Source organism: Allopusillimonas ginsengisoli (assembly GCF_004153455.1).
Taxonomy (GTDB): Bacteria; Pseudomonadota; Gammaproteobacteria; order Burkholderiales; family Burkholderiaceae_B; genus Allopusillimonas; species Allopusillimonas ginsengisoli.
Map to the genome: position 1 here is coordinate 16,901 of NZ_SDQE01000015.1, position 21,539 is coordinate 38,439.

Annotated in this window: 19 protein-coding genes; 6 read left to right on the forward strand and 13 right to left on the reverse strand. The window is 58.3% G+C overall.

Annotated features, from left to right (window positions below; genetic code table 11):
• Nucleotides 1-3 precede the first annotated feature (3 nt).
• The 3 genes from ERE07_RS19205 (at nt 4) to ERE07_RS19215 (ending at nt 3,426) form a co-directional block, all read left to right on the forward strand.
• Nucleotides 4-465, forward strand: a complete 462-nt coding sequence (locus ERE07_RS19205; protein ID WP_130010659.1) for a tripartite tricarboxylate transporter TctB family protein — start codon at nt 4-6, stop codon at nt 463-465.
• A 12-nt stretch (nt 466-477) separates the two neighbouring features.
• Entirely contained in the window at nt 478-1,983 is a 1,506-nt protein-coding gene (locus ERE07_RS19210) for a tripartite tricarboxylate transporter permease (protein ID WP_130010660.1), read from the forward strand.
• Between the two features lie 180 nt (nt 1,984-2,163).
• On the forward strand, nt 2,164-3,426 hold the full coding sequence (locus ERE07_RS19215) for an NAD(P)/FAD-dependent oxidoreductase (RefSeq protein ID WP_130010661.1): 1,263 nt from the start codon (nt 2,164-2,166) through the stop codon (nt 3,424-3,426).
• A gap of 18 nt (nt 3,427-3,444) precedes the next feature.
• On the opposite strand, the gene ERE07_RS19220 is transcribed toward ERE07_RS19215, so the two are convergent.
• Together ERE07_RS19220 and ERE07_RS19225 are read right to left on the reverse strand one after the other, a co-directional pair.
• Nucleotides 3,445-3,741 carry an acylphosphatase gene (locus ERE07_RS19220; RefSeq protein WP_130010662.1) on the reverse strand — a complete coding sequence of 99 codons (297 nt, stop codon included), beginning with the start codon at nt 3,739-3,741 and terminating at the stop codon, nt 3,445-3,447.
• A 29-nt stretch (nt 3,742-3,770) separates the two neighbouring features.
• Entirely contained in the window at nt 3,771-5,567 is a 1,797-nt protein-coding gene (locus ERE07_RS19225; protein WP_130010663.1) for a glycoside hydrolase family 15 protein, read from the reverse strand.
• Between the two features lie 132 nt (nt 5,568-5,699).
• Between ERE07_RS19225 and ERE07_RS19230 the strand changes: the two genes are divergently transcribed.
• Nucleotides 5,700-6,125, forward strand: coding sequence for a universal stress protein (locus ERE07_RS19230; protein ID WP_130010664.1), 426 nt, complete (start codon nt 5,700-5,702; stop codon nt 6,123-6,125).
• 29 nt (nt 6,126-6,154) lie between these two features.
• Here ERE07_RS19230 and zwf read toward each other — a convergent pair whose 3' ends face one another.
• The 8 genes from zwf to ERE07_RS19270 all read right to left on the reverse strand — a co-directional run bounded on the left by zwf (nt 6,155) and on the right by ERE07_RS19270 (nt 15,069).
• Nucleotides 6,155-7,612, reverse strand: coding sequence for a glucose-6-phosphate dehydrogenase (gene zwf / locus ERE07_RS19235; protein WP_130010665.1), 1,458 nt, complete (start codon nt 7,610-7,612; stop codon nt 6,155-6,157).
• Nucleotides 7,609-8,634 carry a phosphogluconate dehydrogenase (NAD(+)-dependent, decarboxylating) gene (gene gnd / locus ERE07_RS19240; protein ID WP_130010666.1) on the reverse strand — a complete coding sequence of 342 codons (1,026 nt, stop codon included), beginning with the start codon at nt 8,632-8,634 and terminating at the stop codon, nt 7,609-7,611. Before gnd ends, zwf begins: the two co-directional genes overlap by 4 nt.
• 24 nt (nt 8,635-8,658) lie before the next feature.
• On the reverse strand, nt 8,659-9,420 hold the full coding sequence (locus ERE07_RS19245; RefSeq protein WP_130010667.1) for a slipin family protein: 762 nt from the start codon (nt 9,418-9,420) through the stop codon (nt 8,659-8,661).
• A 2-nt stretch (nt 9,421-9,422) separates the two neighbouring features.
• Nucleotides 9,423-11,066, reverse strand: a complete 1,644-nt coding sequence (locus tag ERE07_RS19250) for an NfeD family protein (RefSeq protein WP_245153789.1) — start codon at nt 11,064-11,066, stop codon at nt 9,423-9,425.
• Nucleotides 11,067-11,139: 73 nt separating this feature from the next.
• A complete protein-coding gene (locus tag ERE07_RS19255) occupies nt 11,140-11,502 on the reverse strand; it encodes a DUF488 domain-containing protein (protein WP_130010668.1) in 363 nt (120 codons plus the stop codon).
• Nucleotides 11,503-11,564: 62 nt separating this feature from the next.
• On the reverse strand, nt 11,565-12,965 hold the full coding sequence (gene fumC / locus ERE07_RS19260; protein ID WP_130010669.1) for a class II fumarate hydratase: 1,401 nt from the start codon (nt 12,963-12,965) through the stop codon (nt 11,565-11,567).
• A 29-nt stretch (nt 12,966-12,994) separates the two neighbouring features.
• Complete coding sequence (locus ERE07_RS19265) at nt 12,995-14,071, reverse strand: type I glyceraldehyde-3-phosphate dehydrogenase (protein WP_130010670.1); 1,077 nt, start codon at nt 14,069-14,071, stop codon at nt 12,995-12,997.
• A 116-nt stretch (nt 14,072-14,187) separates the two neighbouring features.
• Nucleotides 14,188-15,069, reverse strand: a complete 882-nt coding sequence (locus ERE07_RS19270) for a LysR family transcriptional regulator (protein WP_130010717.1) — start codon at nt 15,067-15,069, stop codon at nt 14,188-14,190.
• Nucleotides 15,070-15,195: 126 nt separating this feature from the next.
• On the opposite strand from ERE07_RS19270, the gene ERE07_RS19275 reads away from it, so the two are divergent.
• Nucleotides 15,196-16,695 carry an MFS transporter gene (locus ERE07_RS19275; RefSeq protein ID WP_130010671.1) on the forward strand — a complete coding sequence of 500 codons (1,500 nt, stop codon included), beginning with the start codon at nt 15,196-15,198 and terminating at the stop codon, nt 16,693-16,695.
• Nucleotides 16,696-16,715: 20 nt separating this feature from the next.
• On the opposite strand, the gene ERE07_RS19280 is transcribed toward ERE07_RS19275, so the two are convergent.
• Entirely contained in the window at nt 16,716-18,263 is a 1,548-nt protein-coding gene (locus ERE07_RS19280; protein ID WP_130010672.1) for a CoA-acylating methylmalonate-semialdehyde dehydrogenase, read from the reverse strand.
• A gap of 155 nt (nt 18,264-18,418) precedes the next feature.
• Between ERE07_RS19280 and ERE07_RS19285 the strand changes: the two genes are divergently transcribed.
• Nucleotides 18,419-19,351 carry a LysR family transcriptional regulator gene (locus tag ERE07_RS19285; RefSeq protein WP_130010673.1) on the forward strand — a complete coding sequence of 311 codons (933 nt, stop codon included), beginning with the start codon at nt 18,419-18,421 and terminating at the stop codon, nt 19,349-19,351.
• Between the two features lie 6 nt (nt 19,352-19,357).
• On the opposite strand, the gene ERE07_RS19290 is transcribed toward ERE07_RS19285, so the two are convergent.
• Nucleotides 19,358-20,521, reverse strand: a complete 1,164-nt coding sequence (locus ERE07_RS19290) for a glycerate kinase (protein ID WP_130010674.1) — start codon at nt 20,519-20,521, stop codon at nt 19,358-19,360.
• Nucleotide 20,522: 1 nt separating this feature from the next.
• A complete protein-coding gene (locus ERE07_RS19295; RefSeq protein WP_209021192.1) occupies nt 20,523-21,491 on the reverse strand; it encodes a D-2-hydroxyacid dehydrogenase in 969 nt (322 codons plus the stop codon).
• Between the last annotated feature and the right edge of the window lie 48 nt (nt 21,492-21,539).

The window sequence follows — 21,539 nt, forward strand, 5'->3', positions numbered from 1 at the left end:
AAAATGAAGATCAGAAATAAACAGGATTTCTGGGCCGGCGTCATGTTCGTCGTCATCGGCCTGGGATTCGCCATTGGCGCAACCCGGTACTCCATGGGTACCGCAGCGCGCATGGGGCCAGGCTATTTTCCCTTCTGGCTGGGGTTATGTCTGGCCATACTCGGGTCGGTCGTCGGCTTGAGCGCCTTGTCATCCAAGGCCGAAAAGCTCTCGCTGGAGCGATTCGACTTCAGCATTGCCTTCATCATTATCGGCTCGGTCGCCTTTACCGGCGTCATCATGAATTTCCTGGGTGTTTACATCTCGGTTTTCCTGTTGGTGTTTCTCAGCAGCTTCGCCAGTCACGTGTTCAGTTGGAAGATTGCCGCCATTAACGGCATTTTCATGACGCTGTTCGTATGGCTGGCCTTCATCAAGGGTTTAGGGCTGATTTTCCCGCTGTGGCCCACCTTTCTCGGAACCTAGGGGATATAAGAAATGGAATTGCTTGAACATTTGAGCCTGGGTTTTTCCGTGGCATTGACGATGGAGAACGTCGCCTATTGCCTGTTGGGCTGTCTGCTGGGTACCTTGATCGGCGTTCTGCCCGGTATCGGTCCGGTGCCTACCATCGCCATGCTGTTGCCCATTACTTATGTGCTTCCGCCGGTGGCAGGCCTGATCATGCTGGCAGGCATATACTACGGCGCGCAGTACGGAGGATCAACGACAGCCATTCTCGTGGCGCTACCCGGTGAAACCTCTGCGGTGGTCACGGTGCTCGATGGCCACCAGATGGCGCGCAACGGGCGCGCCGGCGCAGCGCTGGCCATCGCCGCCATCGGCTCATTCTTCGCTGGTTGTTTTGCAACCGTGCTGCTGGCTGGCTTTGCGCCTCCCCTGGCTGAGGTTGCCTTCAAGTTCGGCCCCGCCGAATACTTCTCGCTGATGGTCTTGGGCTTGATCGGCGCCGTCGTGCTCGCCTCGGGCTCCTTGCCCAAAGCGATCTGCATGATCCTGCTGGGCCTGCTGCTGGGCATGATCGGCACGGATGTGAACTCCGGCGTCGCCCGCTACGATTTCGGCATCCCCGAACTACAGGATGGTATTGACTTTGCCGTGGTTGCGATGGGCGTGTTCGGTTTCGCCGAAATCATGACGAACCTGGAGCTGCGCGATCAGCGTGTCGATATCACGGACAAAGTCGGCTCTCTCTATCCCAACAGGCAAGAGTTCAAGGAAGCGTGGCCCGCCTGCGTGCGCGGAACGGCATTGGGATCTTGTCTCGGAATTCTGCCAGGCGGCGGCGCCGTGCTGTCTTCCTTTGCCTCGTATACGCTGGAGAAAAAAATCTCCAAGAATCCTGAGCGTTTTGGCAAAGGTCACCCTGCCGGCCTGGCCGGCCCTGAGTCCGCCAACAATGCTGCGGCGCAGACGTCTTTCATCCCGTTGCTTACACTGGGTATTCCTGGCAACGCTGTGACGGCCTTGATGATAGGCGCGATGACCATCCACAACATCCAGCCTGGCCCCCAGGTGATGACCAGCCACCCGGATTTGTTCTGGGGCCTGATCGTCTCGATGTGGATAGGCAACTTGATGCTGATTGTCCTGAACCTGCCCTTGGTGGGCCTGTGGGTCAAGCTCCTGAAAGTGCCGTATCGAATCCTGTTTCCAGCCATACTGGTCTTCTGCACGATAGGTGTATATTCGCTGAACTACAACGTCTTCGATATCTGGATGACCGCGGCATTTGGCCTGATCGGCTACACCTGGGCCAAGCTCAAGTGTGAAGGTGCGCCATTGCTGCTCGGCCTGGTGCTTGGCCCCATGATGGAAGAAAACTTCCGCCGGGCGCTGCTGCTGGCCCGCGGCGATTACACCACTTTTGTTACACGGCCGCTCTCACTGTCGTTGCTGATCGTTGCGTTTGCGCTCGTCGTTATCGTGGCGCTGCCATCGGTCAAGAAAAAACGCGAAGAGGCTTTCGTCGAAGAAGACTAATTCATCGCAGGTTTGCAACATAAACCTGCAACCATGCTCGCCTGGCCCCCAAATATCAGGATACAAACCCGGATATTTGGGGGCTTGCTATTGCAGGAAACAGATATCTGCCGTTATCCTGAATCAAGTATCCCCATGGTGGCCGTGATAGTGGTTATCGATAAGCATATAGGCATGCAGATGAATACAGACCGTGAGCAAACAGCACGTTATACCGTCGTCATCATCGGAGCAGGCACGGGAGGAATCGCCGTCGCTGCTTCATTGCGCCGGGCCAACCCAGGCCTCGAAATCGCGCTGATCGAGCCTTCGGACTCCCACTATTACCAACCGGGCTGGACGCTGGTGGGCGGCGGGCAGTACAACATCAACGCAACGCGCCGCGACACAGCCAGCCTGCTGCCCCCCTCCACCGTGTTGATCAACGGGCAGGCAACAAGTTTCATGCCGGAAAACAAACTGGTCGGATTGCAGGATGGCCGGCGCATTGCCTACGAGGTGCTGATTGTTGCGGCTGGGATACAGCTGAACTGGAACGCCATAGAAGGCCTGAGCGAAACGCTTGGACACAATGGCGTAACCAGCAACTATCGCCGCGATCTTGCACCCTATACCTGGCGCTGTGTAAACGAATTCAAGGGCGGCACGGCCATTTTCACGCAGCCTGGCACGCCGATCAAATGCGCTGGCGCGCCCCAGAAAGCGCTTTACCTGTCGGCGGATTACTTCCGCCGACAAGGTATCAAGGCCGAGCTGTATTTTTACTCCGCCGCCGGCGCGGTATTTGGCGTACCCTTCTACGCCAAAGCGCTGGACGAGGTCATGGCAGCCTATGGCGCCAATACGGTATTCAACCGCGAGCTGGTCGCTGTTGATGGCCCGAACAAAACCGCGACATTCGAACACAAGGTGGATGGCGAAACACAACGCGAGCACGTCAGGTTTGATTTGCTGCATGTGGTCCCGCCCCAAGGCGCGCCCGACTTCATTCGGTCCAGCACATTGGCGAACGAGGCCGGTTGGCTGGAGGTGGATGCCGCCACGCTACAGCACGTACGCCATGCAAACATTTTCGGTATTGGCGATTGCACTTCCGCGCCGAACAGCAAGACAGCCGCTGCGGTCAAGGCGCAAGTTCCGGTCGTGGTGAAGAATGTGCTGTCTCATTTGAAGGCAGCCCCGTTGCAGGCGCGCTACGATGGCTATGCCGCCTGTCCGCTCACCACCTCGGCAGGCAAGGTACTGCTCGCGGAGTTCAGCTACGGTGGCGTGGTCACCCCCAGCCTGCCCCTGGATCCACGCCAACCACGCCGCCTGTATTGGTCACTCAAGAAAACCTGGCTACCCTATTTTTACTGGCATCTTCTGCTCAAAGGGCGGGCTGTGCCAGCGATACAGAAAAAGCGTGATTTTCCTGATCAGTTGCCGTCCATTGAGCCCTGATTCAGCACCGCGTTTGTTTTATATCTGTTCGAAACGATCGTGGCGTCTTTCGGTGTGCGACACCTCATGCGTTACCTCTCGAACGCGGGCAGCGGGAGGGCCTGTATGGAGCCATGACAGCAGGCGGTCCACTCTGTCGGGCGTGGCCTGCATCAGAACCTCCACAGCGCCGTCATCAAGATTGCGTACCCATCCGCGCACGCTCAATAAATGTGCCTGGCGTACAGTGGCTGCGCGAAATCCCACTCCTTGCACATGGCCGCTGACGCGGGCAACAATGGTTTCAATATTGTGATCATTGGACAGCTTCTTCATGTTGCGTGTGGATGCAGTATGTCTGAATATCAGCCCTGCGCCCTTTCCTGGGCTGGGCCTTGAATGCGATGCAGGTTCAGCGCGGTGTTGATGATACCAACATGGCTGAAAGCCTGCGGGAAATTCCCCAACATGCGTTTGTCCGTCGTGTCGTATTGCTCGGCGAGCAAACCGACATCATTGCATAGGGCGGCAAGATGTTCGTACAAGGTCTGGGCATCATCATGCCGGCCCTGCAATACATAGACGTCTGCCAGCCAAAAGGAACACACCAGAAAAGCCCCCTCACCCGGCGGCAAGCCATCAACGCCGGATTCGGATTCGTAGCGCATCAGCAAGCCATCACGCATCAGACGGTTCTCGATGGCGGCGACGGTGCCGACAACGCGCGGATCGTCCGGCGGCAGGAAACCGGTCAAGGGGATCTGCAACAGGCTGGAGTCCAGGCATTTGCATCCGTAATACTGCACGAAGCTCCCAAGCTCTTCGTCGTAGGCTTCCTTGCACACCTGTTCATGGATCTCGTTCGCAATGCGGCGACAGTTTGCCGCAAACTCCTGACCATTCTCGATGCCATGCGCTACGGTGGAAATTCGATCAAACGCCACCCAGGCCATGACCTTGGAGTGCGTGAAATGTTGCCGCTGGGCGCGAATCTCCCATATGCCCTCGTCGGGCTGTCGCCAGGCTTTCTCCAAAAATGGCACGATGACCTGGGCGATGGCCTCTATGCGGGGATGCTGGGGCAGATGCCCCTTGATCGCTTGCTCCATGGCGTCTGCCACTTCGCCGAAAACATCAAGCTGGCGCTGCGTTGCGGCAGCATTGCCTATTCGCACGGGCGAGGCGCCTTCGTAGCCTGCCAGCCAGGGGATCTCCAGTTCAGGAAGACGACGCTCACCTGCCAGGCCATACATGATCTGCATCTGATCAGGCCGCCCGGCCACGGAACGCGCCAGCCACTCCCGCCACGCATGAGCCTCGTCGAAATAACCCAGTTTCATAAATGCCATCAGCGTAATGGTGGCATCCCGCAGCCAGCAATAGCGATAGTCCCAGTTACGTTGCCCGCCAAGTTGTTCCGGGAGCGAGGTCGTGGCAGCGGCCACAATCCCTCCCGTAGGCAGATAGGTAAGCGCCTTGAGCGTGATCAGTGATCGCTTGACCAAATCCGTCCAGGGACCGACATCCGGACACCGGCTGGAGAACTCACGCCAGAAGTAATCTGTCTTGGTGAGTGCGGTATCCACATCGAACGCGGCTGTTACGGGTTCGTGCGAGGGCTGGTGGGTAAGCGTGAAATGGACGCGTTCTCCCGCCGAGACAGTGAACTGGCTGGTTGTGTGCTTTGCCCGGGGCTTCAGGACTGCTGGCGTGCGCAGCACAAGCATATCTGGCCCTGCAACCGCCGTTAGCGTCTGCGCTTCATAGCGTTCGACCCATGGCACGGTATGGCCATAGTCAAAACGCATGGCCAAGTCCATATTGAAAGCCACAGAACCTTTGACGCCGACCACAATCCGTGCGACGCTGGAGTGACGGAAGGTAGAGGGCATGAAATCAATCAGCTTGGCCTCGCCTTGCTCCGTCACAAACGTGGTTTCAAGTATGAGCGTGCCATCTTGATAGCTGCGCCGAACCGCGAGCACTGGTGCTGAAGGAGCGATTTGCCAACGGCCATTTTCAGACGTGCCCAACAAAGCGGCAAAGCAAGCTGCCCCGTCGAATCTCGGAAAGCATAGCCAGTCAATAGAACCGGTTTTCGATACCAGCGCGGCGGTGCGGCAATTACCCAGCAATGCGTAGTCTTCGATTCGGGCAGTCATAGTCCTCCTGCATGTTTGATGTAAATCATGCCACGATTGGTGACTTCATCTTTTAATATAAAGCAGTCGGCCGGTATGCACCAAATTTAAACATCATGCCGACACCCGAAATAACGATATCAAGAGGCTCTCATGAAAAACTTTCTCATACCCGTTGATGGTTCGGAATCGTCGATACGCGCGCTTCAGACCGCCATCAAAATGGCCATGTCTGTTGAGGGTGCGAACTTGCACGTTATTACCGTCCAGCCGCCCATCGTATCGGGCAATGTCACCCGTTTCTTTTCGGCAGAGGCGATCCATGCCTACTACGAGGAAGAAGGTCGCAATGCCCTCGCGCCTGCTCAGACTGTTCTTGACAAATCGGGTCTGTCACACACGGTAGAGGTGGTCGTTGGCCCGGTCGGAATTTCTATTGCTGATTACGCGAGCAAGCACGACTGTGACCAGATAATCATGGGTACGCGGGGCAAAGGGCTGGTCACGGGCTTGGTGCTGGGATCTGTTTCCACCAAAGTCATCAGCCTCTCAAAGGTACCGGTTACCCTGGTGAAATAAGCACTCAAGGCCCGAGTTCTCGCGCCACCCTAGATCGCCGCGCGCGTCGTGCCATTATCGCAGGGTGATGACTCGGGTTCTGGGTTATGCCAGCCACCATGGTCAGCCACCAGCGCCTCTGCCTGTCTCGGGCCCCAACTGCCCTGGGCATATGGCAGTGCTTTATCGTGGTGGTTCAGAACGGGTTCCACTGCCGCCCACGCGGCTTCAATGGCGCTTTCGCTGGTGAATAGCGCCCGATCACCCGACAGCGCATCCGAGAGCAAGCGTGCATAGGGTGGCTCTTCGCGGGTATCGGCGTCGAGCAAATAGAGTTCGTGCTGCGCGCCGGTGAACTCCTTACCAGGTTTTTTCACCCGCGCAGCAAGCGCGACCGCCGAGCGGGGGGCCAATCGAAACCGCAGATAATTGGGCGTTCCCAAGTTGGCCTGAGCATCATCGAACAGTGACTGAGGAGGCGGCTTCAGGCGCACCACAACCTCCGCGGCATTGGTTGCCAGACACTTCCCCGAGCGCAAGAACCATGGGACGCCCGACCAGCGCCATGAATCAATAAACAATCGCACTGCGCAATACGTTTCGACGTCCGAGCGCCTGTCCACATGCGATTCTTTGCGATAGCCGCGATATTGCCCGCGCACCAGATCTTCTTGCCTCATGGGGCGCAAGGCCTTGAACACTTTGGCCTTTTCAGCATGTACGGCGGCGTAGCCTTTGGCCGCAGGCGGTTCCATGGCGAGCAGCGCCATGATCTGAAATAAATGATTCTGGATTACATCGCGCAAGCAGCCCGCACTTTCGTAAAAAGCGCCCCGGCTTCCAACGCCGAAGCTCTCCGCCAACGTGATCTGCACGCTTTCTACATGGTTTCGGTTCCAGAACGGTTCCAGAAACGCGTTGGCAAATCGAAAGTACAGAATGTTCATGATCGCCTCTTTGCCCAGGAAGTGATCAATGCGAAAAATGGCTTCTTTGGGGAACACGGAAGAGGCCAGGCGATTGAGTTCGCGTGCTGAGGCAAGATCGCGGCCAAACGGCTTTTCGACTATGACGCGCGCATCTTTCGCCAGCCCGCTGCGGTCCAGCCCTTCGATCACGGTCGAAAACAGGGACGGCGGTATGGCCAGATAATGAGCCGGCCTTTGCGCGCCGCGGAGCGCCTGCCTGAGTTTGTCGAATGTTTCTGGCGCGCGATAGTCGCCATCTATATAGCTGACTTGGGAAATCAGGTGATCGAAGGCTTGCCTGTCGATGCGGCGATTAAGCGCTTTTACGCTCTCCCGAATGCGTTTTGTCAGCTGCGCCCGATTCATGCTCGAACTGGCGACCCCAACAATCGGTACGTTCAGGCGGCCTTGCTGTGCCATGAAATACAGCGCAGGAAAGATCTTCTTGTAGGCCAAATCTCCTGTCATCCCAAACAGCACCAGCGCGTCGGCCTGCGCCAGCAATTCATCAGGCCTGTTCGCGCTTGACTGTTTGCTCATTCGTGCTTGCCTCCTGGCGATTTTTCGATGTGGCCGCCAAATTGGTGACGCATGGCAGACAACACTTTGTTGGCAAAATCGGCGTTGCCACGGGATTCGAATCGTGAAAACAACGCGGCACTCAGGACAGGCGTAGGAACGCCCTCGTCGATGGCTGCGGAGAGCGCCCAACGGCCTTCTCCGGAATCCGATACATGGCCGGAATAGTTGTCCAGCGTGGCGTTTCCCTGAAGGGCCTGAGCAGTCAAATCCAGCAGCCATGAACCTATGACACTGCCTCGGCGCCAGAGTTCGGTAATTTCGGGCAGGTCAAAGTTGTACTGATAATGCTCAGGATGGCGTAGCGGCGTGGTTTCAGCGTCCATTTCGCGCTGATGGGCACCGATGCCCGCACGATGCAAAATATTGAGCCCTTCGGCGTAGGCTGCCATGATGCCGTACTCGATGCCGTTATGAACCATTTTCACAAAATGGCCTGCACCGTGTGCGCCGCAATGCAGATAGCCCAGGTCCGCAGACCCGCCCTCTGGCCGCCCGGGCGTTGGGACCACGCTATCCTTGCCCGGCGCCAGGGCCGCAAAGACAGGCTCCATGCGCTGGAACGCCGCATCGTCGCCGCCGATCATCAGGCAGTAGCCCCGATCGAGACCATACACGCCGCCGCTGGTGCCCACATCCATATAGTGCAGGCCGGCATCGCGCAATTGTCCCGCACGGCGAATGTCATCGTGATATGAAGAGTTGCCGCCGTCTATGACAATATCCTCGGAATCCAGCATAGGCACCAGACGCTCAAGCACCTGATCAACCACAGCGGCTGGCACCATCAGCCAGATCGCGCGCGGTGTCTGCAAGGCAGACACCATGTCGTTCAGGGTATCGCAGCCAATGGCGCCATGACTGGCCAGCGCACGCACAGCATCAGGATGCGAGTCGTAGACCACGCATTCCTGACCGTTGCGCAATAGCCGCCGCACCATATTGCTACCCATGCGGCCCAGCCCGACCATACCTATTTGCATTTATTTTTCTCCAGATAATGACCCCTATTCCGATTTCTTGCTGAGGAATGATGTCAGCAAATCGACAGGAATGGGAAAGACGATTGTTGAAGACTTGTCGCCGGCAACCTGCGTGAGCGTTTGCAAGTAACGGAGCTGCAGAGCCGATGGTTGGGCGGCAAGAATTTCTGCGGCTTCCATAAGCGCCTGAGCGGCCTGTTTTTCGCCCTCCGCATGGATGACCTTGGCGCGCCGTTCACGCTCGGCCTCAGCCTGTCTGGCAATGGCGCGTACCATGTTTTCGTTCAAGTCGATATGTTTGATCTCTACGTTGGTTACCTTGATGCCCCACGAATCCGTCTGAGCGTCAAGAATCTGCTGGACGTCGAAATTCAGTTTCTCGCGTTCGGAGAGCATCTCGTCCAGTTCATGCTTACCCAGCACAGCGCGCAAAGTCGTCTGAGCCAATTGACTGGTGGCATCCAGGTAACGTTCGACCTGGATGATGGCCTTGTCGGGGGCAACCACCCTGAAATACACCACGGCGTTGACCTTCACGGACACGTTGTCACGAGAAATCACATCCTGGCTGGGTACGTCCATGGTCACGACGCGCAGATCCACGCGCACCATTTGCTGCAGAACGGGGATCACAAAGACCAGTCCAGGGCCTTTGACGCCTGTGAAACGACCCAGCGTGAACACCACGCCGCGTTGATATTCCCGCAAGATCTTGATGGCGTTGATAATCACCAGCAAGAGGACAATAGCGATCGCGGATAATCCGATATTAATACTGTAGAACATGATCAGGATCCCTCGGTTGGTTCACGTTTCATGGCGCTTGACGGCCGCAATACTACCTGCAGCGTCAAACCATCCATGCTGACTACTTCCACCTCATCGCCAGGACTCAGGCGCTGATCGGCGCGTACGCGCCAGCTTTCTCCATCCACCTCGGCATATACCGTATTGTTGGCGATGGATGTAACAACGCCCTTGCGTCCCAACATGCCTTCCCGCCCGCTGACGACGGCCTGCTGATGCGCTCTTCTGGCCATCAAGCCTGTCAAAATAATGAACATCGCTGTGACGATCGCCAGTCCAATCAAGAAAGGAATAGACAGGTCATAGGCCGGGATACCCGTATCCATCAGCATCAGCCCGCCAAAGACGAACGCAATGATGCCACCTATGCCAAGCGCGCCAAAACTAGGCAGGAACACCTCTCCTATCATCATGGCCAGCCCTGCCACCGCCAGGCCCAGCCCCGCCCAGTTGACGGGCAACAGTTGAAAGGCGTAAAGACCCAGCAGGAGGCTGATAAGCCCGGCTATCCCCGGCACCCCGAGCCCGGGGCTGGTCAGCTCAAAGAACAGGCCGTAGACACCTATCATCATCAATACAAGCGCTACCTGCGGATTGGCGATTAACGCCAGGACATTGGTGCGCCAGTCGGGCTCCTCGTAGACAACGTCGGCGTGCTCCGTATGCAGGGTAACCAGGCGCCCGTCATCCAGCGTTATCTCCCGCCCGTTCAGTTGGTGCAGCAGGTCGGGTACGTCTTTGGCAACGAGGTCGATCACCTTGGCTTCCAGCGCCTCGCTTGAAGACAGACTACGCGCCTGCAGCACGGCCTCCTGGGCGAACTCGGCATTTCGCCCGCGCAGTTGCGCGAGACTCCGCAAGTAGGCCGCCGCGTCGTTGGTGACCTTGCGCGTCATGGTGTCTGTGCTGGTGCTGCCCTCGATGGGCGCGCCCCGCTGCGAATCGCTGTCGCGGGCGGCATCGCCCTCTGTTTTCCCTTGATTGGCCTTGTCTGCTTGGCCGGTATCGCCTGACGGATTCTGGGCTGTCTTGCCCGCGGGCTTGGTATCGGGCTGATCGCCAGATGGCGCGGCGCCGCCGATCGATACCGGCGAGGCCGCGCCCAGATTGCTGGCTGGTGTCATCGCCGCGATATGACTGGCGTAAAGAATGAATGCACCGGCACTGGCAGCTCTGGCGCCGCCCGGACTGACGAAGGTTGCCACGGGTACGGGCGATGCCAGAATCTGGCGGATGATGGATCGCATGGAGGTATCAAGGCCCCCCGGAGTATCCATCTGCAGGATAATCAGCATGGCGCGCTGTTCCGCGGCATCGCGTATGCCCCGAGTAACAAAATCTGACGTTGCGGGACTGATGATGCCTTGTACGTTCAGGACAGTGACCGTAGGCGTGCCGCCACGGGTCGCTGGCGTTGTCGCACTGCCATCCGGCGACGCGGTGGCATCAGCGCCGCCGGCGTCAGGCCGAGGCGTCGGGGAATCAGACGGTGTGGCGCTTGTATTCTGAGATGCCTGTTCCTGTGCCGCCTGGGCATGGCTTTGTTCCTGACCCGGCAAGCCGGCCAGCATCACTGCGCCCAACAGGATGCAGCAGATAAACCAGAACATTCGCGACTTGCGCATCGCTGCCCTCCTTGGCATAAAGGATGTAGGCGTAACCCCGACTATTCATCGCGGCCGAAGATGACATCAGTAGTCAGTATAGACGGTTAAATTCCTGCGCCAGAATCAATGCATGATTGTGGTCTGGGTCCTTTGCTGCGTACACCAGCGTTATGTTCCGACCCTTGGCCTCATGAATCACGGCGCGCATACGTTCAACTTGCTCGGGCGCGCGCAATTCAGACTGATAACTGTCGCGAAACTGCTTCCAGTGTTCGACCTTGTGGCCAAACCACTTGCGCAGTGCCGGACTTGGCGCGAGATCCTTGTTCCAGATATCGTACTTGAGATCTTCTTTGGACACGCCGCGTGGCCAAAGCCTATCCACCAGTATTCGCACGCCATCGCTTCGTTCCGCTGCATCGTATACGCGCTTTATCTTCACCTTTTCTGTCATTGAAATCTCCTGCAACCCTCCCGGCGGCCCGGGCAGGCACGCCCGGACTTCACCCTGGAGACCTATTCGCTGGGATGCGTCATGTCGATGGGATTGATCCAGGCGTCATACTGCTCGTCAGTCAGATAGCCCAGCGCCAGCGCTGCCGCGCGTAGCGTGGTTTTCTCTTTTTGGGCTTTTTTGGCGATAGCCGCTGCCTTGTCGTAGCCAATGTGCCGATTCAGCGCAGTAACCAGCATCAGATTCTTGTCCAGATTGGACTGAATGACCTCGCGGTTGGGCGCGATGCCGACAGCGCAATGATCATTGAAGGCCAGGCAGGCGTCGCTGAGCAGTTCGATGCTTTCCAGTACGTTGTGCACCATGACTGGCTTGTACACATTGAGCTGGAAATTTCCCTGGCTGCCGGCAAACGCCACCGTCGCATCATTGCCGAAAACTTGCGCGCACACCATGGTCATGGCTTCGCACTGCGTAGGATTGACCTTGCCAGGCATGATGGACGAGCCCGGCTCATTGTCGGGAATGACAAGCTCACCAATACCGCAGCGCGGACCGCTGGCCAGCCAGCGGACATCATTTGCCATTTTCATCAGCGCGCCTGCCAGCGTGCGCAACGACGCAGACAGGTTGACCAGGGCATCGTGGGCCGAGAGCGCAAAAAACTTGTTCTCCGCACTGCGGAACGGCAACCCAGTGATCTCGGCGATGTATCTGGCTGCCGTTTCACCGAACTTCGGATGCGCATTCAGACCTGTGCCAACGGCCGTACCACCGATAGCGAGATCGTAAATCCCCGGCAGATCGGCCTGGACGGCGTCAAGCGCGAAATCGATTTGCGCGACCCAGGCGCCGATTTCCTGGCCTAGCGTGATCGGCGTGGCATCCTGTAGATGGGTGCGGCCGGTTTTGACTACGTCGGCGTATTCCCGAGACTTGGCCTCGAGCGTGTTGCGCAGTTGGCCGACAGAGGGAAAGAATTTGTCTGCCAGCAGCCGCGCAACCGCAATGTGCATGGCGGTTGGAAACGTATCATTGGAAGACTGTCCACGATTAACGTGATCGTTGGGATGCACAGGTTTCTTGCTGCCCTTGACGCCGCCTGCCAGCTCAATGGCGCGATTGGAGATGACTTCGTTGGCATTCATATTGGACTGGGTGCCCGACCCCGTCTGGAATACCACGAGCGGAAACTCATCGTTCAGCTTGCCTTCGATCACCTCGTCCGCCGCCCAGACGATCAGGTCGGCAATCTCGCCGGGGAGCTGATCAAGTTCGGCGTTTGCCTGGGCTGCCGCTTTCTTCAGAATACCCAGCGCCGCAATAACAGGAGGCTGCCACTGAAAACGGCTGACGCCGATCGGGAAATTCTGGATGGAACGCTGCGTTTGCGCACCCCAATAATGCTTTGCCGGAACGTCGATCTCCCCCATGGAGTCGGTTTCGATGCGGTTATCCGCCATAGTGTTTCTCCTGCTATCGGATTTGTGCGTTAAACAAGGGCCTGACCAGCCTGCTTCGCCTGCGGCACAGGCGCGGACTGGATACGTTCGGCCCACATACAGGCCACATCCAGCATGCGGTTGGCAAATCCCCACTCGTTGTCGAACCAGATGAACAGATTGGCGAATCCGTCGCCATTGCTGCGAGTCTGGCTGCCATCAATGATGGCCGAGTGCGGATTGTGATTGAAGTCAACGGAGGCGTGCGGGTGATTGGAATAGGCGATCAGGCCCGGATAACGGCACGTCGCTTTTTTCATCAAGGCGTTCAGTTCCTCGACCGTGACATCCCGCCCGAGCTTGACCATCAGATCAATCGCCGAGACATTCAGGATGGGCACCCGTATCGCTTTTGCCTGAACCTTGCCTGTCAACGCTGGCAACAGGCGCTCCACACCCTGGGCCAGGCCGGTGGCGACAGGGATGATGGATTGCATGGCTGAACGTGTGCGGCGCAGATCTGAATGATGATAGCCATCTATCATGGGCTGGTCGTTCATGACCGAGTGCAATGTCGTGAGAAAAGCATGATCGACGCCAAAGGCCTGCTGCAGCTCATGCAACACCGGCACAATGGCATTGGTGGTGCAAGAGGCGTTGGAAACGATGCGCTCCTTGCCTGTCAGGCCGCCGTCATTGATGCCATGCACAACGGTGTAATCCACATCCCGTGCGCTATTGCCAGGCTGAGACACCAGTACCCGCTCGCACCCAGCGTCCAGAAAAGTCTCCAATTGCGCCCGCGAACTGAAACGGCCGGAGCATTCCAGCAACAAATCAATATCCAGATCGCGCCAGTTCACCGCTTGAGGCGTGGCGGCATGACTGACCTGGATCGACGCGCCATTGACGATGAGCGTTCCCTGCCCTTTTTCGACTACCCCTGGAAACACGCCGTGCGTGGAATCAAACTGCGTAAGATAGGACATCGTATCGATATCTGCCGCGGGCTCGTTGATGGCGACAACCTCCAGCCCGCGCCTGTCCGGCGCCTCGTGCAGCGCGCGAAGAACACAGCGGCCGATGCGGCCATAACCATTGATTGCCAAGCGTAAAGGACGATTCATGTGGAGTTCTCGATGCGGGAAAATGCGGATAGTATTACTGTACTACTTTATATAGCCGCCTCAAGTCGCCGTGTGCTGTGCGGGGGGCCGAACGGCACCACACCGGTCCACATGCGTCAAGTTCCCGTGCCCGACAGACGTCCAAATACCGCGATGATCGCGTCGGCCACGGCCCGCACCCGGGCCGTCCGGTTCAGATCGCTGTGAAGCACCAGCCACATATCGTAATGCTCGGCGATATTGGGCCAGATACGTACAAGATCTGGGCACTGGTCCGCCAGTATCGTTATGGCCTCGCCCAATCCCAGGCCAGACTGCAGTGCGTGCAATAGCACCATGCCTGAATTGACTTCAAGTACAACGCGTGCGTTGGCCAGGGACTCGTCACCGAGTGCAAACTGCGGGCGCCGCATGATATTGCGTTGATAGATCACCACATCATGCCCGGCCAGCGCTGTGCCGCGCTCTGGCTGGCCGCGCTGCGCCAGATAGGTACGAGATGCATAGACGCCCACTTGAAGGCGACCCAGATGGCGAGTGATCAGGTCGGGGTCCTCAGGCCGCACCGGTCTGACGGCGATATCGGCATCGCGGCGGGTCAAGCTGCTCAATTGGGTAGAAACGCTCAACACCACGCGGATATCAGGGTGTTGGAGGTGTACCTGCTGTATGGCGTCCATCAATGCGTAACGGCTGGTCGTATCAGTGCACGCCACCCGAACGGTGCCTGACAACTGTTCGTCAATGCCTTGCATCTGCCGCTGCAATTGCAGCGCTGCGGCCTCCATGCGCTCAGCGGCCTGGAATGCCAGCTCGCCGGCGGGTGTCGGCACATAACCGGATGGCGTGCGCAGGAAGAGTCTGGCCTGAAGGGATTTTTCCAGGCTCGCCAAGCGCCGGCCCACCGTGGCCTGGTCTATGCAGAGCGCAGCGGCAGCCCCCCGAAGCGTGCCTTGCCGATAAATCGCCAGGAATATGCGGGTGTTGTCCCAATCCATGTGAATGACCTTGTTCGTGATGCATTTTTGCATTGGTGCGCCGCATATTCTCGGCTTTTTTGAAGCGCTGCAGCGCAATACGATGGTATCTGTTTTCCATCATCACCGCATCAACCGGACCGCATCATGAAGAAAGAATTGAATCGAACCCCGACAACGGGAAAGATGGCTGAATCTGGATCACGCGCGTGCAGCCCTTCATCGTTGCACAGGCCAGAAAGGCTGACGGCCGGCCCTCTGATGGCGGTTGCCATGGGATTTGTGATGGCCTTGCTGGATGTCACCATCGTGAACGTTGCCGCCACGCATATCCAGTCCGGCCTGGCCATGGGCCTGACGGGCTTAATGTGGGTAGTCGATGGCTACACGCTGACTTTTGCTGCGCTATTGCTTGCCGGCGGAGGCTTGGCGAACCGCTATGGTGCGCGGCGGTTGTACCTGAGCGGGCTTATGATTTTCATCATAGCGTCTGTCTCCTGTGGACTGGCAGCCACTACCGCTCAACTGGTGGTCGCCCGCCTGCTTCAAGGCGTAGGCGCGGCGCTTTTCATGCCCGCGTCGCTGAGCCTGTTGGCTCAGGCCTATCAGGACGAAAAATTACGTACGAGAGCCCTCAGTATTTGGGCCGCAACGGTGGCCGCCGCGGGTGCCATAGGCCCTTTCGTGGGCGGCGCGCTGGTCGCCCATCTGGGCTGGCGCAGCATTTTCTGGGTAAATCTACCGATGGGAATACTGGGCATATGGCTGACGTTGCGCCACATTGACGCCTCGCCCACAGGCAAGCAGCCCCGCAGCCTGATGGGCCATCTGATGGCTGTTCTGGCATTGAGCGGGACAGCCTTTGTCCTGATCAATGGCGGTCATTCGGGTTGGCTATCAAGGCCTACCCTCTTCGCTGCCAGCGTGGCGCTGGCCGGCAGTGCAGGTTTTCTCTGGCACGAAAATAGAGCTGCAACACCTGTGATCCCCGTCGCGTTGCGACGCACAGCCGGCTTTATTTCCACCAACGGCATCGGGCTGCTGTTGAATCTGGCTGGCTATGGCCAGTTCTTTCTTGTGAGTTTATATCTGCAACAGGCATTGCATATGAACGCCTGGCACACTGGGCTGGGCCTGTTGCCTCTCATGGTTGCGATCACGCTGTCGAGCCTATTGTCTGCGCGCATCAGCAATCGCTACTCGGCACGCGTCACCCTGCTGGCCGGTCTGTCGGTGTCCACGTCGATGTCCTGCGTACTCGTCATTCTGGGTGGCGATCTGGACTATCTGCCGCTGGCTATCTTGACTTGCGTCTCGTACCTGGGCGTTGGGATGTCAGTGCCAGCCATGACAACAACCATGATGGGCCTGGCTGGACAGGCTTATGCGAACATCGCCGCCGCAGCCCTTAATGCCAATCGTCAGACGGGTGTGCTGGTGGGCATTGCGATTATTGGCCTGGTGTTGCATGCACAGCCAGACTGGACGCAGGCTTTGCCATGGGCAAATGCCTTGATGGGTGCCGGCTTTTTCCTTGCGCTGCTGCTGGCCTTTATGTCTGCCCGCAGCAAGACCGCACTCCATGCCGAACCGGAGACGGAAGAAACCGACCGCGCTCATCAACTGGCCCGCGTGGCAGCCGAATAGTCCGGCCGCCATCCATGCCATTACATCGTAGGCATGACAAACGCGTTGCCCTTGCTGATGTCCTCGGGCCAGCGCTGCATAACCGATTTCTGCTTGGTATAAAACCGTACACCCTCTTCACCATACGCATGCATATCGCCGAACAGGCTGCGTTTCCAGCCACCGAAGCCATGCCACGCCATCGGTACGGGAATGGGTACGTTGACGCCGACCATGCCAACCTGGATACGTCGCGCGAACTCGCGCGCCGTGTGCCCATCGCTGGTAAAGCACGAAACACCATTTGCAAACTCGTGCGCGTTGATCAGGTCAACCGCCGCACCGAGGTCGTCCACATGCACGCAGGCCAATACGGGGCCAAAGATCTCTTCTTTGTAAATGCGCATGTCGGGTGTGACGTTGTCAAACAGCGTTCCCCCGATATAAAACCCTTCTTCGTGACCTTCGATTTTCAGCTGGCGACCATCGACCAGCAGGTCTGCACCCTGCTCCACGCCCGTCTGTATATAGCCTTCGATGCGCTGCAGTGCCTCGCGCGTGACGACCGGCCCCATCTCGGCATCCAGATGCATGCCGTCCTTGATCTTGAGCGACGCCGCGCGCGCCTTGAGCGCGGGCAGGATTTTTTCGCCTGCCGAACCCACCAGGACCGCCACCGATATCGCCATGCACCGCTCGCCCGCCGAGCCGTACGCGGCGCCGACCAGGGCATCGACGGTACGCTCAATATCAGCATCCGGCATGATGATCATGTGATTCTTTGCCCCGCCAAGCGCCTGCACGCGCTTGCCGAAATGAGCGCCACGCTCGTAGATATACTGAGCGATCGGCGTGGAGCCAACAAAGCTGATTGCCGCAACATCGGGATGTTCAAGCAACGCATCCACCACGACCTTGTCGCCCTGGACAACATTGAAAACACCATCGGGCAAGCCTGCTTCCTTGAGCAGCCGGGCCATCAACAGCGAGACACTGGGGTCGCGCTCGCTGGGCTTTAGAATAAAGGCGTTGCCGGCGGCCAATGCAACCGGAAACATCCAGCACGGCACCATGCAGGGAAAATTGAAAGGCGTAACACCCGCGACCACGCCCAATGGCTGACGCATGGTCCAGTTGTCGATGCCATTGGAGACCTGCTCGGTGTAGTCTCCCTTGAGCAATTGGGGAATCCCGCAGGCAAACTCGATCACATCAATGCCGCGCGCCACTTCGCCCTGGGCATCCGTAAACACCTTGCCGTGCTCAGCAGTGATCATCGCAGCCAGCTCGTCGACATGGTCTTCCATCAAACGCAGAAACTTGTTCAGTACGCGTGCCCGTCGCAAGGGCGTGGTGTTGGCCCAGCCAGGTGCAGCGGCACGGGCTGATGCCACCGCAGCATCGACATCCTGAGCGGTTGACAGCACCAGTTGGCGCGCGACCTTCCCCAGCGAAGGGTTATAGACATCCTGCCGGCGTCCGTCGGTGCTCACGCTCACCTTGCCATTGATGTAATTGCCGACATCGCTGGTGTCGGTGTAAGGCGCTTGTGCGGCGAGTGTGCCATCTGCCGGATTCTGGTCTTTCATTGCCACTCCTTGTTTGAATGTAGGGGAATATAGCGAAAAGTATAGGCAGCTTGCGGAGACCTCACAATGCCGTTTCGCTTGAAATATTGTTTAATAAACTAAACAATAGATGTTTTCAATGTTGCACCTGTCTCCGTTGCGGAAAATCTCTCGAGATGAATGACTACAAAAAAGAACTGCTTTGGTCGCATATCTACTGGCTGGGCATGCTTGACGATGCCGGCAGCTATACCGCGGCGGCCAAACGCCTGGGTGTCAGCAAGGCGGCCGTCAGTTTGCGCATTACAGAACTGGAACAAGCCTCAGGCATTACGCTGGTGCAGCGCACCACGCGCAGCGTGCGCCTGACAGAAGCCGGCCGTGCGCTGGTCAGCGGCACCCGGCAGGGCTTTGAACAGATTGAGCAAGGCTTCGACAGCGTTCGCGATCTGTCTGAACATGCGCGTGGCGTGGTGCGCGTCACTGCGCCGGTAGCTTTGGGCAGGCAGCGCATCCTGCCACTGATGGCTCCTTTTCTGAAAGCTCATCCCCAGGTGCGCATAGAAATCGAACTCTTCGATCACTTGAGTTCACTTGCCCAAGAGGGTTTCGACCTGGCCATTCGCCATGCCAGTACGGTGCCCGAAACGCATGTCGCCTGGCTATTGTGTACCAGCAGCAGCATCCTGACGGCTGCGCCCGACTACCTTCAAGCCCATGGCACGCCACGGCACCCCGACGACCTGTCACGGCACAACTGCCTGTACTATCTACGCGCCGGGGGTGCACCCGCCTGGAGCTTTACGCCCTTGCGGCGTCCACGGGAACGGCACAGTGTCCCGATCAGCGGCAATTTCAGCGCCAACAACAGCGAAGCCTTGCGGCAAGTCGCGCTGGATGGGCAAGGTATCGCTCTTTTGCCGGACTTTTCAGCGGTGGATGACATCAAGGCGGGCCGCCTGACGCCTCTGCTAACCCAATGGACGCCTGTCGGCGCGTTCGGGGATGCCATTTATGCAATCCGGCCATACAGCATCTATGTGCCCCGCGCGGTACGCACACTGGTCGATTATCTCAAGGCCGAAATGAAGATGTACAGTGTGGAATGACGGAGTTCAAGCGGGGCGCTCGGCATCGGACGCCGGCAACCGTGTGCCCGCGAGCATAAGCCGTGTGCAGTCGCCCGCCCGCTGACGCAAAAAACCGGCAGCTTGTGAACAGGCCTGCTCCAGCGCAAGCGGGCCTGATACCAGGCTGAAGGCAGCCGTGATGCCAGCCTCGTAGACAGCTTCGTAGCCTTCACCCAATGCACCGACAATCGCCACCACCGGGATGTTCCGGCGCTTCGCGTAGCGGGCTACACCGACTGGCGTCTTTCCCAGCAGGGTCTGGGCATCCATACGCCCTTCTCCTGTAAAGACCCATTGCGCATCCCGCAGCGCCGCATCCAATCCAGATAGCTCAGCGACCAGTTCCACGCCAGGCCGGAATCGCGCCTGAAAGAATGATTTGACGGCAAACCCCAAGCCACCCGCCGCACCCATCCCTGGCTCATTGCGCTGATCATTTCCGTTATGACGGGCGCATACATCGGCAAAGTGCGCCAGCGCTTTGTCCAGCGCCTGCACATCCTGCTCGCTGGCGCCTTTTTGCGGACCAAAGATCGCAGAGGCGCCCCGCGGTCCACACAAGGGATTATCCACATCGACGGCAATCTCAAAACATGCGTCCCCTAGCCTGGGGTCGAGATCGTCGAGCTGTATGCTGTCCAGCTTGGAGAGCGCAAGGCCACCTGCCGGAAGCTCATGACCTTGCGCATCCAGCAGGCGGGCGCCCAGCGCCTGCAGCAGGCCCGCGCCTGCGTCGTTGGTGGCGCTGCCGCCGAGCCCAAGCACGATCTGGTTTGCTCCCGCGTCAAGCGCTTCGCGTATCAATTGTCCTACGCCGTAGCTGGAGGCTTGCAGCGGTTTGCGCTCCGACACGGGAATTCGCTCCAGCCCTGCAGCTGCCGCCATTTCAATGAATGCCTTGCCGTCTCCCAGCCAGCCCCAGCTCGCTTCGCAGGGTTGGCCGTTGGCGTCGAGAACAGATGCGGTACGTCGCTGCCCGCCGGTTGCGGCCAGCACGGCATCCAGCGATCCTTCGCCGCCGTCTGCCATGGGAACACAAACAATATCGGCATCCGGAATCACATCTCGTACTCCCTGCGCAATCGCCTGTGCCACCTCGGCGGCGCTGAGACTTTCCTTGAATGAATCCGGCGCAATCACGACACGCATCTTAGTTCCCCACGACATTGCGCGGTGCGCCGTTGTGAAAGGCTTCTATATTGTCGATCAGCTGGTCGGCAAGTGCCTGGATAGCCTCTTCGCTGGCCCAGGCCACGTGCGGGGTAAGAATGAAATTTGGCAGTTCCAGCAACTGGACCAAAAGATGGTCATTCGGTGGCGGTTCCGGCGAGGTGACGTCAAAACCCGCACCACCTATTTGCCCAGTGTGCAATGCCTCGGCCAGCGCAGCTTCGTCAACCAGACCGCCCCGCGCCGTGTTGATAAGCAAGGGCTTGCGTTTCATGCGCGCGAACTCCGGCGCGCCGATCAGTCCTCGCGTCTGCGCGTTCAGCGGACAATGCAGGGTAATGATGTCGCTTTCTTCCAGCATCTGCTCGAACGGTGTATAAAGGCTGCCCTGCCGAGCCCCGCCCTTGCGCGACGCAAACTGTATGCGCATGCCCAGCGCCCGCCCGATCGCAGCGACGGCCTGGCCCAGGGCGCCTTCTCCGATGATGCCCAGCGTCGAGCCGGCCAGATCCTTGATGGGATAATCGAAATAGCAGAACTGCTGCGCTTCGTGCCAGCGCCCAGCCTTGACGGACTCGCGATACGCGACAATGCTGCGTCGCAGCGCAAAAATGAGCGCAAAAGTATGTTCGGGCAATGTGTGCTGCGCATAACCCCGAATATTGGAAACGACAATATTCTTTTCTTTACAGGCCTGCAGGTCCACGTTATCAGTGCCTGTTGCCGCCATGGCAACAAGCTTGAGCCTGGGCGCCGCGATGATGGCATCGCGTTCCAGGCGTACCTTGTTCGTGATCACAATGTCTGCGTTGGCGATGCGCTGCTTGACCTCGCTGGCGGCCGTGCGCCCATAAACGCTCAGATCATGGTCGAAATTCAGGGGACGCAGCACGGTATTCGGAGAAATGGTTTCGCGATCCAGGAACACGACTTGCACGCGGTCGGACATAACATAGCCTCGAAAAAGGATAAGCGCACAGCTTGCGCAACGATCCGA

Excerpts from the sequence above, each read along its gene's own strand:
- ERE07_RS19245 (WP_130010667.1), bottom strand. The coding sequence starts at position 9,420 with ATGTTCTACAGTATTAATATCGGATTATCCGCGATCGCTATTGTCCTC.
- ERE07_RS19215 (WP_130010661.1), top strand. The coding sequence starts at position 2,164 with ATGAATACAGACCGTGAGCAAACAGCACGTTATACCGTCGTCATCATC.
- ERE07_RS19280 (WP_130010672.1), bottom strand. The coding sequence starts at position 18,263 with ATGAAAGACCAGAATCCGGCAGATGGCACACTCGCCGCACAAGCGCCT.
- ERE07_RS19230 (WP_130010664.1), top strand. The coding sequence starts at position 5,700 with ATGAAAAACTTTCTCATACCCGTTGATGGTTCGGAATCGTCGATACGC.
- ERE07_RS19265 (WP_130010670.1), bottom strand. The coding sequence starts at position 14,071 with ATGAATCGTCCTTTACGCTTGGCAATCAATGGTTATGGCCGCATCGGC.
- ERE07_RS19295 (WP_209021192.1), bottom strand. The coding sequence starts at position 21,491 with ATGTCCGACCGCGTGCAAGTCGTGTTCCTGGATCGCGAAACCATTTCT.
- ERE07_RS19220 (WP_130010662.1), bottom strand. The coding sequence starts at position 3,741 with ATGAAGAAGCTGTCCAATGATCACAATATTGAAACCATTGTTGCCCGC.
- fumC (WP_130010669.1), bottom strand. The coding sequence starts at position 12,965 with ATGGCGGATAACCGCATCGAAACCGACTCCATGGGGGAGATCGACGTT.
- ERE07_RS19275 (WP_130010671.1), top strand. The coding sequence starts at position 15,196 with ATGAAGAAAGAATTGAATCGAACCCCGACAACGGGAAAGATGGCTGAA.
- ERE07_RS19250 (WP_245153789.1), bottom strand. The coding sequence starts at position 11,066 with ATGCGCAAGTCGCGAATGTTCTGGTTTATCTGCTGCATCCTGTTGGGC.
- ERE07_RS19255 (WP_130010668.1), bottom strand. The coding sequence starts at position 11,502 with ATGACAGAAAAGGTGAAGATAAAGCGCGTATACGATGCAGCGGAACGA.
- ERE07_RS19225 (WP_130010663.1), bottom strand. The coding sequence starts at position 5,567 with ATGACTGCCCGAATCGAAGACTACGCATTGCTGGGTAATTGCCGCACC.
- ERE07_RS19285 (WP_130010673.1), top strand. The coding sequence starts at position 18,419 with ATGAATGACTACAAAAAAGAACTGCTTTGGTCGCATATCTACTGGCTG.
- ERE07_RS19290 (WP_130010674.1), bottom strand. The coding sequence starts at position 20,521 with ATGCGTGTCGTGATTGCGCCGGATTCATTCAAGGAAAGTCTCAGCGCC.
- ERE07_RS19270 (WP_130010717.1), bottom strand. The coding sequence starts at position 15,069 with ATGGATTGGGACAACACCCGCATATTCCTGGCGATTTATCGGCAAGGC.
- ERE07_RS19210 (WP_130010660.1), top strand. The coding sequence starts at position 478 with ATGGAATTGCTTGAACATTTGAGCCTGGGTTTTTCCGTGGCATTGACG.
- gnd (WP_130010666.1), bottom strand. The coding sequence starts at position 8,634 with ATGCAAATAGGTATGGTCGGGCTGGGCCGCATGGGTAGCAATATGGTG.
- zwf (WP_130010665.1), bottom strand. The coding sequence starts at position 7,612 with ATGAGCAAACAGTCAAGCGCGAACAGGCCTGATGAATTGCTGGCGCAG.
- ERE07_RS19205 (WP_130010659.1), top strand. The coding sequence starts at position 4 with ATGAAGATCAGAAATAAACAGGATTTCTGGGCCGGCGTCATGTTCGTC.